2 protein-coding genes are annotated in these 15,686 nt (G+C 38.7%); both read left to right on the top strand.

Translation table 11 applies throughout. The features are described 5' to 3' along the window. The first annotated feature begins 61 nt into the window (after window positions 1-61). On the top strand, window positions 62-1,555 hold the full coding sequence (gene cshA / locus LMC10_RS03640; RefSeq protein ID WP_109885041.1) for a degradosome RNA helicase CshA: 1,494 nt from the start codon (window positions 62-64) through the stop codon (window positions 1,553-1,555). A 298-nt stretch (window positions 1,556-1,853) separates the two neighbouring features. Next, window positions 1,854-15,440 carry a DUF1542 domain-containing protein gene (locus tag LMC10_RS03635; RefSeq protein WP_229268952.1) on the top strand — a complete coding sequence of 4,529 codons (13,587 nt, stop codon included), beginning with the start codon at window positions 1,854-1,856 and terminating at the stop codon, window positions 15,438-15,440. Window positions 15,441-15,686: the final 246 nt, after the last annotated feature.

Here is a 15,686-nt window from a genome sequence, read left to right as displayed (position 1 = left end):
TGCCAGTCGATTACTGATGCTTATATCATGAATCGACTGGTCATTTTTAGGAGGAAAATTTTTGAAGTTTAGTGAATTAGGCTTATCCGATAGCCTATTAAAAGCAATCAAACGGAGCGGATACGAAGAAGCAACACCAATCCAAGAACAAACGATTCCAATGGTTCTTGAAGGTAAGGATGTTATTGGTCAAGCACAAACCGGGACTGGTAAGACGGCCGCTTTTGGATTGCCAATTATTGAAAACGTTGATACTGAAAATCCCAATATTCAAGCAATTATCATTTCACCAACACGTGAATTAGCAATTCAGACCCAAGAAGAACTTTATCGTCTTGGTAAAGATAAACATGTTCGCGTGCAGGTAGTCTATGGTGGGGCAGATATTCGGCGCCAAATTAAGAGTTTGAAGCAACACCCTCAAATTCTTGTGGGGACCCCTGGACGGTTACGTGACCATATTAACCGTCATACAGTTAAACTTGACCACATTAAGACCCTTGTCCTCGATGAAGCAGATGAAATGCTAAACATGGGATTCTTAGAGGATATTGAATCAATCATCAAGGAAACACCAGATGATCGGCAAACATTGCTCTTCTCAGCAACCATGCCACCAGAAATCAAGCGAATTGGGGTTCAATTTATGTCTGATCCGGAAACTGTGCGGATCAAGGCCAAGGAATTGACTACTGACTTAGTTGATCAGTACTATGTTCGGGCCCGTGACTATGAAAAGTTTGACATCATGACCCGCTTGATTGATGTTCAAGATCCTGATTTAACAATTGTCTTTGGTCGGACAAAGCGGCGGGTAGATGAATTGTCGAAGGGCTTGATTGCGCGTGGCTACAATGCAGCTGGTATCCATGGTGACCTTACTCAGGATAAGCGTTCTAAGATCATGTGGAAGTTTAAGAACAATGAACTTGATATCTTAGTTGCAACAGATGTGGCTGCTCGGGGCTTAGACATTTCCGGGGTTACGCATGTTTATAATTACGATATTCCATCTGACCCAGACAGCTATGTTCACCGGATTGGCCGAACAGGACGGGCCGGACATCATGGTGTGTCACTAACATTTGTTACCCCAAATGAGATGGATTACCTTCATGAGATTGAAAAATTAACCCGGGTACGGATGCTGCCACTTAAGCCACCAACAGCTGAAGAAGCCTTTAAGGGTCAAGTTGCCTCAGCCTTTAATGATATCGATGAATTAATCGCGCAGGATTCAACTGATCGTTATGAAGAAGCCGCTGAAAAGCTATTAGAAACTCATAATGCAACTGACCTGGTAGCAGCATTGTTAAATAACATGACGAAGGAAGCTGCGAGTGAAGTTCCAGTTAAGATTACTCCTGAACGTCCCCTTCCACGGCGTAACAAGCGGAATAACCGTAATGGCAACCGAAATAATGCGCATGGTGGCAACCACTACCGGCGTAAGAATTTCCGCCGTCACCAACATGGTGGTCACCGGAATGATAACCATGGAAAGAGCCATTCCAGTCGTCATTCATTCAATATTCGGCACCGGAAAGAAAATTAAATTAACTACGAAGTCTTTGGTTGAGAGTTGACCAAGGACTTTTTTTAATTTGATTAAATTGCTTATTGATTAAAAGTTAGTTATACTTATCATGTATTTATATTTAAATAGATTCTTTGTAATTACGTTATCAGGGGAATCTAAGACTAGATACTATGAGAATAAAGGTAATGAGGTTGCTTTTTCTTAATGTATTAGACACCTTTCACAATAGTTGTTAATAAATTGATTAATTATTGTCTTAGCTGGATACATTAGTAAAAGGCAACCTATTTTAATAACACAGGGGGAAGCTAGAATGGTATCAAAAAATAATAAAAAATTGATTGCGGAAAAGAATCGGCGCAATGAAAAGCAACGATTTGCAATTCGTAAGTTAAATGTTGGTGTCGCCTCAGTCTTGCTTGGAATTACTTTTAGTATTTACGGTGGTGGGCAAGTAGTAGCACATGCTGATACTGCCAATGCTAGTGACCAAGTTGCCGCAAGTGATAAGGGTGATAACAGTTTAGCTGATAAGTCAGAAGTCGCTTTAAGCAATACTGCTTTGAATGCTAGTCAATCGTCCACATCAGCAACTAGTGCTAATAGTGCAGTCCAAAGTCAATCGTCAGCTAATAGCCAACCAGCAGCAACTGCTAGTGAAAGTGCTGTTGCTTCAAGTGCAGCTGTAAAAGCAAGTGAGAACCAATCTACGGCGGAAAATCAACCAAGTACTAGCCAAGAAGTACAAACTCTAGCACAACCAGTAGCACAAGAAAATGGTTCTGGGGATGCGAGCCTTAATGCAACCCGGCAAGTCCTTAGTACGATTGCCAACAGAAATTCGGTGCCTGGAGCAAATTATTTGATGTCATTTGCTGCTCCTGCTAGTGATAGTGTAGAAACTACCACTTTAAACTCATTTACTAATCAAGAAACTAATGCAAATGCTCTTGCTGAAAGTAAGGTAGCAACAACAGCACTTGCCGCTGAAGCAGAAGATAATAAGTCAATAACTGTTACTGATGCTGATGGTTTAATTAATGCTATTCAAAAAGGTGATTACACTACAATTAATATTGGTGGTGATATTAATTTAGGTACCAAGACAAGTAGTAACTATACTAATACTGCCATTTCAAACAAACGTGATATAACTATTCAATCTGCTACTCCCGGTACAAAATACACTATTGATTTTGCTGGATATGGATTCAATATGTATAGTAATGATTACGGTGTAACATTTAAAGATCTTAGTCTTTATGGTCAGAGTTATTACGGTATCGTTCGTAGTGCTGGTTCATACACTTTTGATAATGTTGACTACACTGGTTCACAACTTATTTATACTGATTCTGGATACAATGCCACTGTAACATTTAAAAATACAGTAAATGCTACATCAGTAGCAAGTTATACCGGACCACTTGATAACAAAACACGTAATTCTCAAGGTGGCGGTAACCAACAAGTTCTTCAATTTGCTAATGGTACTAACAACATCAATTTTGAAGCAGGTAGTAAAGTTACATTTACCACAAATAACTCAAATGTAATTGAAATTGATAAGGGTACAACTGTAATTAATGTTAAGAGTAATGCTGATGGGAGTGATGGAGCGCAAGTCACCTTAAATCCACATACTAAAAATGGACCAGAACAGATAAACAGTATGAGTATGGATGGTATTGCTCGTGGTATTGCATCGAATGGGAATACAACTTTAAATATTGATAAGGGTGCAAATCTTAATATTAATTTAAAAGATAATTCAGACGATAAATATCATTCTGGTGCACTATATTTAAACTCTGGCGCAACTATTAATAATAATGGTAATTTAACTATTACATCTGAAGGTACGCCATATTATCGTGCACAAGGTTGGGATGACCCAGTTTATATTAATGGAGATGCATCTATTAATGTCGGTAATGGCGCAAGCTTTATTTTAGAAGCAACAAATTTAGGCTCATATAATGGTCATTTGATGACAGTTTCTGGTACAAGCACGGTTAAACTTGATCCTCACTCTAGTTTTAAGATTAGCGGTGACGGTACTGGAGCTGTAACTGCAATTAATCTTTCAAGCGACAGTACGTTCACCTCAGACCAACCAGATTCATTTACTATTGATCTTTCTGCAAATACCAGTACTGGCAAATCATTAATTAAAAACGGAGCCATCAATTTCAGTCGTGTTAAGACAGTTACTGATGGAAGCGAATCACAGCCTTTAGGCAAAATTGATGTAACTTACGATAAAAATGGTAATGCTACTGATTACCTTATTACTGCTCAAGATGAAAATACTGTTAAGCAAGTAGCTGATGGACTTGCTAACAAGAGCTTAATCAACTTAGTTCAAGCTGGTGAAGACGTTACTCTATCTAATCTTCATTTAAGTAAGAATAATGTATTGACTGGTACTGTAGCTTCAAGTGGTAGCAACAATCCAATTTATGTAACTGTTACTGTTGGTAGAGTAAGCACTAATGTTCCAGTAATAGGAAATTACACTGTGTACACCAATACTCATGGCACAGTAACTTCAAACAATATTGATTACGCTGCACAAACTGCTTCATCTGGTGGTAATTTCTCTATTGATTTATCCAAGCTTGCAAGTAGTTTAACTGATGATGCACAAGTTGCAGTTACTGCTACAAAAGATTTCGTTGAAGCAGCTCAAACTGAAAGTGTGGCAGCATTACGTGCCCTTAATACTACTACTCTTCAAGAGTTAGTAGATGTTGCTCCCGAAGAAGAAGCAAAGTCAAGTTACTACAATGCAACTGCAGAAGCCCAAAAGGCATATACGGATGCAATTTCAACTGGTAAAACTATTCTTGCCAATCCAAATAATTACGATCAAGTTGAAGTTGATGATGCTGTAACTGCCATTCAAAATGCTCAGAAGGCTTTAACTGGTGAAGCAACTGATAAATCAGCGCTTCAAACTGCAGTTGATGATGCTTCTGTAGTAGAATCAAGCGATAATTACACTAATGCGGATACCAGACTTCAAGATAATTACCAAGCTGCAATTAAAGCAGGTCAAGGTATTTTAAGTAAAGAAAATGCTACTCAAACTGAGGTAAATGATGCATTGACCACCATTAATAATGCAAAAAATGCTTTAAATGGGGATGCTAAGAAAGCAGCAAGTAAAGAAGCACTTCAAAAAGCAGTTGATGAAGCACCTACTGTAAAATCAGATGATGCGGCATACTACAATGGTTCTGCTGAAACTAAGGCTGCTTATGATGACGCAATTACTGCTGGTCAAACAGTTTTAGATGATCCAGATGCAACTGCTACTCAAATTACTGATGCTTTAAATGCCATTAATACTGCCAAGGGTAATCTTAAGGGTGAAGCAACTGATAAATCAGCGCTTCAAAAAGTAGTTGACAATTCTGCAACTGTAAAAGAAAGCAATAACTATACTAATGCAGACGAAACTCAAAAGACTGCATATGATAATGCAGTTATATCTGCACAAACAGTTTTAAAGAAAACTAATGCAACTCAAGCAGAAGTGAACCAAGCTCTTCAAGATCTTGAAACTGCGAATAATAACTTAAATGGTGATGCTAAGACTGAAGCTGCAAACATGGCTGCCTTAGAAGCCGCTGTTAAGGATGCATCAAATGTAAGAGATACGCCTGCATACTATAACGGTAGTGACGAAGCTCAAACAACATATAATAATGCAATTAACGCAGGTCAAAAAGTTTTGGATCAAGCAAATCCATCAGCAAATGACGTTAAGACTGCTTTAGATGCAATTAATGCAGCAAAAGATAACCTTAAAGGTGTGGCTACTAACACTGAAGCTTTGGAAACGGCTTTAACCAGTGCTAATAAGGCTAAGGAAACTGGTAACTACACTAATGCCGACCAAGCAAATCAAGAAGCTCTCAATAATGCGATTACTGCTGGTCAAGAGATTTTAAAGAATACTAGTGCAACTCAGGCGCAAGTAGACAGTGCAGCAAAGGCTATTACGGATGCAATTAGTGGTTTGAATGGGGATACTAACCTTACAAATGCTAAGAATGCTGCTAGTGAAGATATTCAAAAGGCTTTAGATACTAAGACTACCGAAATCACTGACGCTACTAATATTGATCAAGCTACTAAGGATCAATTAATCGCCGATGCTAAGAAGGCAGCAGATGATGCTAATACTGCGATTAATCAAGCAACCGATCCAAGTGCAGTTAATACTGCTAAAACTGAAGGAACTACTAACATTAACAATGTAAAAGTTCCAAGTTTAGAGGATGCTAAAAGTAAAGCTGCTGCTAATATTGATCAAGCATTAACTGATAAGACTAAGGCTATCACTGATGCTGAAAATATCGATCAAACAACTAAAGATCAGTTAATTAAAGACGCAACTGATGCAGCTAATACAGCAAAAGCTGCTATTGAAAAAGCTACAACTAATGATGAAGCAACTAAAGCAGGCCAAGCTGGTGTAGATGCAATTAACAATGTAAAGGTACCAAGCGTTACTGATAGTCAAAATGCGGCAAAAGGTGCAATTGATGATGCCCTTAATGCTAAGACTAAGGAAATCAACGATGCTAACAATATTGATCAAACAACTAAGGATCAATTAATCAAAGAAGCAACCGATGCAGCTAATAATGCTAAAGAAGCTATTGATAAAGCAACTACAGCTGATGCAATTAAGACTGCACAAGATGAGGGAACAACTAACATCAACAACGTTACTGTTCCAAGCTTAGAAGATGCCAAGAAGACAGCAACTAAGGCTGTAGATGATGCTCTTACTGCTCAAACTGAGGTAATTAATAAAGCTAATAATCTTAGTGAGGCAGAAAAGAAAGATCTAATTGATCAAGCAACTGCTGAGGCCAATAAAGCTAAAGAAAATATCGAAGCTGCTACGACAAACAATGAAGCAGCTCAAGCAGGCCAAGCTGGTGTGGATGCAATTAAGAACATTGTTCCAACAAGCTTAGATACTGTGAAATCTGATGCGAATAAGGCAATTGAAGAGGCTTTAACTAAGAAATTAGAAGAAATTAATTCAGCTAATAATTTAACTACTGATGAAAAGACTGCATTAACACAAGAAGCCAATACAGCTGCAGATAAGGCAAAAGAAGAAATTACTAATGCAACAACTAATGATGCTGTAATTGAAGCACAAACTAATGGTGTTACTGCAATTGACGGCATTAAAGTTCCAACTGAATCAGCAGTCAAAGAAGCAGCTAAGAAGGCAGTAGCCGAAGCAGCAACAGCAAAGAACAATGCAATTGATGCTTCAAACTTAACAGATGAAGAAAAAGCTGCCTTGAAGCAAAAGGTTACTGAAGCCCAAAATGCTACGGATCAAGCCATTGACAATGCGACAACAAATGCAGCAGTAACTGAAGCTCAAACCAATGGCGTGAATGCAATTAATGGTATTGAAGTAACTACCTCAACTGCTAAGGAAGCAGCTAAAAAGGCAGTAGCAGAAGCAGTAACAGCAAAGAATAATGCAATTGATGCTTCAAACTTAACAGATGAAGAAAAAGCTGCCTTGAAGCAAAAGGTTACTGAAGCCCAAAATGCTGCAGATCAAGCAATTGATAATGCAACAACAAATGCAGCAGTGACTGAAGCTCAAACCAATGGTATCAATACAATTGATGACATTAAAGTTCCAACTGCCTCAGCTACTAAGGAACAAGCAACAACTGACCTTAATACTGCTGTTGATGAAGCTAAGAAGGCAATTGATCAAGATAGCAACTTAACTAATGAAGAGAAACAAGCAGCTAAAGATCAAATTGATTCTGATGCTACTAAAGCTCAAGAAGCAATCAATAATGCCAAGACTAACGATGATGTTAAGAAGGCAGTCGATGACGGTAAATTAGCAATTGATAAAGACGTTGCCAACGCTGCTATCGACAACGCAGTTGCTGGCAAGAAAGATGCAATTTCTAAGACCCCATTAACCGATGAAGAAAAGACTACTTTGAACAATGAAGTCGATCAAAAAGCTCAAGAGGCTAAAGAAGCAATCAATAATGCCGCTACTCCAGAAGCTGTAACTAATGCACAAGAAAGTGGCGTTAAGAATATCAATGATACTTCTGTACCAACTGAATCAGCAGCAAAACAAGCAGCTAAGGAAGCTGTGGCTAAGGCAGTTGATGAAAAGAATGCTGCCATTGATTCTTCAAACTTAACAGCCGAAGAAAAAGCAGCTTTGAAGCAAAAAGTTACTGACGCCCAAAATGCTGCAGATCAAGCAATTGATAATGCAACTACCAACGCTGGAGTAACTGAAGCTCAAACCAATGGTGTTAAGGCAATTAATGGTATTGAAGTACCAAATAAATCAGATGCTAAGGAAAAGGCAGTCACTGATCTTAATACAGCAGTTGATGAAGCGAAGAAAGCAATTGATCAAGACAGCAACTTGACTGATGAAGAAAAACAAGCAGCTAAAGATCAAATTGATTCTGATGCTACGAATGCTCAAGATGCCATCAACAATGCCAAGACTAATGATGATGTTAAGAAGGCAGCGGATAATGGTACATTAGCAATTGATAAAGACGTTGCTAATGCAGCCATTGCTAATGCAGTCGCTGGTAAGAAAGCAGAAATTTCTAACTCATCATTAACAGACGAAGAAAAGACTGCTTTGAATAATGAAGTAGATCAAAAAGCCAAGACTGCTAAAGAAGCAATTAACACTGCAACTACTCCAGAAGCTGTAACTACTGCGCAAGAAAATGGTATTAAGAATATCAATGATATTGACGTACCATCTGAATCAGCAGCCAAAGAAGCAGCTAAGGAAGCTGTAGCTAAAGTAGCTGATGAAAAGAATGCTGCAATTGATGCTTCAAACTTAACAGATGAAGAAAAAGCTGCATTGAAGCAAGAAGTTACTGATGCTCAAAACGCCGCAGATCAAGCAATTGATAATGCAACTACCAATGCAGCCGTAACTGAAGCTAAAGACAATGGTATTAGTGCAATTGACGGCATTAAAGTTCCAACAACATCAGCAAATAAGGAAAAGGCAATCACTGACCTTAATACTGCTGTTGATGAAGCGAAGAAAGCAATCGATCAAGATAGCAATTTGACTGATGAAGAGAAGCAGGCAGTTAAAGACCAAATTGATTCTGATGCTAAGACTGCTCAAGATGCCATTAACAATGCAAAGACTGATAATGACGTAAACAATGCGGTTGATAACGGTAAGGTTTCAATTGACAAAGAGGTTGCTAATGCCGCTATCGACAATGCAGTTGCTGGTAAGCTTAAGGAAATCCAAGATCCATTAACTGCTGATGAAAAGCAAGCTTACACTGATTTAATTAATTCTGAAGCTAATAATGCAAAACAAAATATCGCTGATGCAACTACTGTGGAAGAAGTAACTACCGCCCAAACAAATGGTGTAAATGAAATTACTAATACCGAAATTCCAACTACTTCTTCAGCCAAAGAAAAGGCAATTGCTGCCATCAATGATGCTCTTCAACAGAAGACCGATGAAATCAACAACGCATCTAACATCAACAATCAAGAAAAGACTGATTTAATTAATCAAGCAACTGAAGCAGCCAATGCTGCTAAGAATAATATCAACAATGCCACTACTAATGCTGATGTTGATACTGCTAAAATAAATGGTGAAAAAGCAATTGCTGATGTAACAGTTCCAAACTTGTCTGATGTTAAGAAAGAAAGTATTGATCTCATTAACAAGGCTTTAGATGCCAAGACTGACGAAATCAATAATGCTTCAAACCTTTCTCAAGATGAAAAGCAAGGTTTGATCAATGTTGCAACTAATGCCGCAACTGAAGCAATTAACAACGTCAACCAATCTCAAACAAATGACGATGCTAAAGCAGCAGCATCTACTGGTGTTCAAAACATCGAGAATGTTACTATTCCAACTCTTGATGATGCTAAGAAGAACGCTAACCAAGCTATTAATGATGCATTGAACTCTAAAGTAAATGAGATTAACAATGCTTCTAACTTGAATGATGCTGAAAAGCAAAAATTAGTTGATCAGGCAAATGAAGCAGCAACTACTGCTAAGAATAATGTTGAAAATGCTACTACAAATGATGGTGCTCGCGATGCAGCTAATGCTGGAATTGACAACATTAAAGGTATTAGCTTTACTTCACTAGACGATGCTAAGAATGCTGCAAACGCTGCAATTGATAATGCTTTGCAAGTTAAGACAGATGAAATTAATAATGCATCTAACTTAAGTACTGATGAAAAGCAAGACTTAATCAATCAAGCAACTGAAGTAGCTAAAAATGCAAAAGACGATATCAACAATGCCACTACCAATGATGCTGTAACTGAAGCACAGAATAAGGGTATTGCAGATATTGCTAATGTGACTGTTCCAAGCTTAGATCAAGTTAAACAAGATGCAATCAATGCAATTAAGCAAGTTCAAGATGCTAAGAATAAGCAAATCTCTGCTGCATCTAACTTAAGCGCTGAAGAGCAAAAAGAATTAACTGATCAAGTAGATAAAATTGCTAACGATGCAATTGCTAAGATTAATGATGCAGCAACTACTACCAATGATGCAGTTACTGCAACCCGCGATGACGTAATCAAGCAAATTACTGATCTATTTATTCCAACTCTAGATGGTGCACAAACAGATGCTCTTAATGCAATTGAAAGTGCTAAGAATGCTAAGCTGAATGACATTAACAACGCTGCTCACTTAACTGATCAAGAAAAGCAAGCTTTAGTTGATCAAACCAATAAAGCTGCTGATGAGGCAACGAAGGCAATCAATGCTGCTCAAACTAATGATGCAGTCAAGAATGCAGAAACAGCTGGATTAGATAACATTAATAACATTGCTATTCCAACTCTAGTTCAGAAGCAACAAGAGGCGATTGAAGAATTGAATGCAGCCCGTGATGCTAAGAATAGTACAATTGATGATGCTACTGATCTAACTACCGATGAAAAGAATGCTTTGAAGGATAAAGTTCAAGCAGAATACAGTAATGCAGTATCAAATATCACGAGTGCGACAACGGATGAAGCAGTAACAACTGCTAAAGAAGACGGGATTGCTGCAATTAAAGACATTCAAATTCCAACTAAGTCAGCTGCGAAGGACCAAGCAACCACTGACCTTAATACGGCAGTTGACGATGCTAAGAAGGCAATTGACCAAGATAGCAACTTGACTGACGAAGAGAAGCAAGCGGCGAAGGATCAAATTGATTCTGATGCTCAGAAGGCCCAAGAAGCCATCGATAATGCGAAGACTGACGATGAGGTAAACAGTGCCGTTGATAATGGTCAGCTTGCCATTGATAAAGACGTTGCTAATGCCGCCATCGACAATGCAGTTGCAGGCAAGAAGGACGAAATTTCTAAATCACCATTAACTGATGAAGAAAAGACTGCTTTAAATAATGAAGTCGATCAAAAGGCTCAAGATGCTAAAGAAGCAATCAATAATGCCACTACCCCAGAAGCTGTAACTACTGCACAAGACAATGGTATTAAGAATATCAATGATACTGAAGTGCCAACTAAGTCAACAGCTAAAGAAGCAGCTAAGAAAGCTATTGCAGAAGCAGCCGAAGTTAAGAACAATGCAATCGATTCTTCAAACTTAACTGATGAAGAAAAAGCTGCATTGAAGCAGGAAGTTAATGATGCCCAAAACGCTGCCAATACTGCAATTGATAACGCAACTACCAATATCGCAGTAACCGCAGCAGAAGACAATGGTATTAAAGCTATTAATGGTATTGAAATCCCAACTAAGTCACCAGCGAAGGACCAAGCAACCACTGATCTTAATGATGCCGTTGATGATGCTAAGAAGGCAATTGACCAAGATAGCAACTTGACTGACGAAGAGAAGCAAGCAGCGAAGGATCAAATCGATTCCGATGCTAAGAAGGCCCAAGAAGCCATCGATAATGCGAAGACTGACGATGAGGTTAAGACTGCCGTTGATAATGGTCAGCTTGCCATTGATAAAGATGTTGCTAATGCCGCCATCGACAATGCTGTTGCTGGTAAGAAGGCTGAAATTGCAAATGCACCATTAACCACCGATGAAGCTAAGGCCTTGAATGACTTAGTTGACCAAGAAGCAAAGGCAGCTAAGAAGGCAATTGATTCAGCTACTACCATTCCAGCGGTTGAAGATGCTAAGAATACCGGAGTTGCTGCGATCAACGATATTGTAGTTCCAACAACTTCATCAACCAAGGATCAAGCTAACCAAACAATTGATGATGCTTTAGCTAACAAGACTAAAGAAATCAATGATGCAACCAACTTATCTGATAAGCAAAAGCAAGACTTGATTGATCAAGCCAACGAAGAAGCAGCAAAGGCTAAGGAAAACATTAAGAATGCTACTAGCAATGAAGCAGTCAACAAAGCTACTACAGATGGTGTAGATGCTATTGCAAATGTCACTGTCCCAAGTCTTGATGATGCGAAGAAAGATGCTAGTCAAGTAATTGATGACGTTCTTAAGCAAAAAGAAGATGAGATCAATAATGCTTCCCACTTGACTGATCAAGAGAAGCAAGACCTCATTAACCAAGCACAAAACGCCGCTGACGAAGCCAAAGACAAGATCAACCAAGCGACAACTAATGACGATGTAGCTACGGAAAGAGATGCTGGCGCAGAGAAGATTGCTAATGTTGTTGTTCCGAGTCTTGATGATGCTAAGGATAAAGCCACGAAGGCAATTGATGATGCTTTAGCAGATAAGACGAAGGAAATTAATGATCAAACTCACTTATCTGATCAAGAAAAGAAGGATCTTATCAACCAAATCACTGATATTGCTGATAAGGCAAAGGATAAGATTAGCAATGATGCTAATGACGCAGAAGTTGCCAAGGACGAAAAAGATGGTATCGATGCAATTGTTGATACTAAGGTTCCTGGCTTAGAAGATCGCAAACAGAATGCAATCAAGTCCTTAGACGAGGCTAAATCTACTAAGCTTACCCAAATCGATGAAGCAGGTCACTTAACTGCAGATGAAAAGGCCAACTTAACTCAACAAGTTGATGCGGAATACAATAAGGCCCTTGATAATATTAATAAGGCAACAACCAATGACGATGCTGATAAAGCAAGTGCAGACGGTGTAGAAGCCATTCTTAATATTGAAGTTCCAAGTCTTAACGAAAAGAAGCAAGATAGTATCGATGCTCTTAATGAAGTGCGTGAGGCGAAGAAGGAAGAAATCAACAACGCAAACAACTTAAGCCAAGATGAAAAGGATGAGTTGACTAAGCAAGTTGATCAAATTGCTGAGAATGCCATTAATGCAATCAATGGAGCAAAGGATGACCAAACAGCTAAGAATGCGGAAAACAAGGGTATTCAAGATATTCTTGATGTTAAAGTGCCAAGCTTAGATGAAGTTAAGACTAATGCTAAGCAAGCAATTGCGGATGCCTTAGAAAGCAAGACTAATGAGATCAATGCTGCTTCAAACCTCGATTCTGCTACTAAGCAAGATTTAATTAACCGTGCTAACGCAGAAGCAGATACAGCCATTGAAAAGATTGATCAAGCTACCAGCAATGATCAAGCATTAGCTGCATCTCAAGCAGGTGTTGATAAGATTTTAGGAATTGAAGTGCCAACTCTTGCTGATGCTAAGCAAGGTGCCATTGATGCAATTAATGATGCCCTTAAACAAAAAGAAACAGAAATTAATAACGCCTCACAGCTAACTTCTGATGAGAAGCAAAATCTAATTAATCAGGTAAACAGCATTGCCGATAATGCTAAGGATGCTATTAACAGCGCAACTACTAACCAAAGTGTTGAAGAGGCAAAGAATGCTGGGATTGAAAAGATTAATGCTATCAATGTTCCAACGACATCAGCTGCTAAAGATGAAGCGATCAAGGCAATTGATGATGCCTTAACTAATAAGGTTAACGAAATCAACAATGCTACTAATATTACTGCAGATGAAAAGGCCAACTTAATTGATGAAGCTAATAACGCGGCTAATACAGCTAAAGATAATATTACGAAGGCAACATCTGATAGTGAGGTTGCAACAGCTACTACAGATGGTATTGACGCAATCGCTAATGTAACGGTGCCAAGTCTTGAAACCGCAAAGGACCAAGCAAAGAATCTGATTGATGATGTTCTCAACGAAAAGAAGAATGAAATCAATAATGCGCAAAACCTTTCAGATAGTCAAAAGCAAGACTTGATTAACCAAGCAACTGCCGAAGCGGATCAGGCTAAGAAGAATATTGATAATGCTACAACCAATAATGATGTTCAAACTGCAGAAGACAATGGTGCTCAAGCAATTGAAAATGTAACTGTTCCGAGTCTTGATGATGCTAAGAAGGCTTCAACTAAGGTAATCGATGAGGTATTGAAAGAAAAGACGGCAGAAATTAATGCTGCAACTAACCTTTCTAACGCTGAAAAAGATGCTTTAATTAAGGACGCTACAACTGCGGCTAATACTGCTAAGGATAATATTGCGAAGGCAACAACTAATGACGCAGTTAAGGACGCTGAGACTGATGGTGTTAAGGCAATCCTTGACATTAAGGTTCCTGGCCGAGAAGATCAACAAAAGGATGCTATTGCTGCCCTTGATAGAGCATTAGCTGATAAAGTTAGTGAAATTAATAATGCTAATAATCTTTCTGAAACTACTAAGGAAGATCTTAAGCACCAGGCCCAGGCAGCATACACGACCGCCGTTGACAACGTAAATAACGCTCAAACTAGTGCGGAAATTAATACTGCTCGGGATAACGGTGTTCAAGCAATTCTTGATATTACAGTACCAACATTAACTGATGCTCAAGATGCTTCAATTACAGCAGTTGAACAAGTTCGAGATGCTAAGAAGACCCAAATCGAAGCAGCTAAGAACTTGACTGAGACGCAAAAAGAAGCATTGAAGAACCAAGTAGACGAGATTGCAGATAAGGCAATCGATAATATTAAGAATGCAACCACTGACGCCACTGTTAAGGATGCGGAAACAGCTGGAATCAACGAAATCTTGAATGTAACCATCCCAACTCTAGATACAGCAAAGAATGATGCTAAACAAGCTATTGCCGATGCATTAACAGCTAAGACGGCTGAAATTAAGGCCGCTCAAAACTTAACTGATGCTGAAAAGCAAAAGCTAATTGATCAAGCGCAAACAGAAGCTGCTGCTGCAAACAAGAATATTGATGCAGCAACAACTAATGATGCGGCTGAACTTGCTGCGAAGAAGGGCGTGCAAGCAATCTTAGATATTCAAGTACCAACTGTCGAAGAGACTCGCGACCAAGCGAAGAATAACGTTGATAATGCTTTGAATTCTAAGAAGGAAGAAATCAATAATTCTAACCTAAGCCCAGCAGCGAAGGAAGCATTGATTAATGAAGCTGAACAAGCAGCAGAAAATGCACGGACAGCGATTGACAATGCTACTACTGCTAGTGCAATTAGTGAAGCAGAGACAGCTGGAATTGCGGCAATTGAAAATATTAAGGTTTCAAACGCTCCTACTGAATCTGATAATTCTTCTAACCACCAAACTAATACTGAAACGCCAACTGAAGGCAACAGTACTAGCCAAGATAATAACAATGCAACTCAAGCTCCGGTTCAAGGTAACAATACCCAAGCCGACTTAACGGGAAGCCATGGAACTAACCTTACTACTGGTCAACAGACAGAAAAAGCTGCTGATACAAATAGCAAGAAAGCATTACCACAAACAGGTAATGAAACAGAACGTGGCTTAAGCATTGCTGGCTTAGCAATTGCCAGTCTATTAGGCTTATTTGGCCTTTCAGGATTAGGTAAGAAACGCGATTAAATTAATTAGTCGTTTGATAAACTTAAGCTGGTTTAGGATAAATTAAAAATGCCCCGCTCTTATTTAGGAATGTATAAATAAGGGCGGGGCATTTCGTTATCTTTTTATAAAAATATTTATGCTAATTATTTGATTTATTTATAATGTATTTGTTACGATTATTACGATGATTAGTATCTGAGAAGATGAGCTCATGTAGATATTCGGCTATTATTTCATCATGCAAATTAAGTGTAAAGGGGGGCT

The organism is Limosilactobacillus reuteri subsp. simiae (assembly GCF_020784875.1).
Classification (GTDB): domain Bacteria; phylum Bacillota; class Bacilli; order Lactobacillales; family Lactobacillaceae; genus Limosilactobacillus; species Limosilactobacillus reuteri_H.
This window is presented reverse-complemented; position numbering and strand designations above follow the sequence as displayed.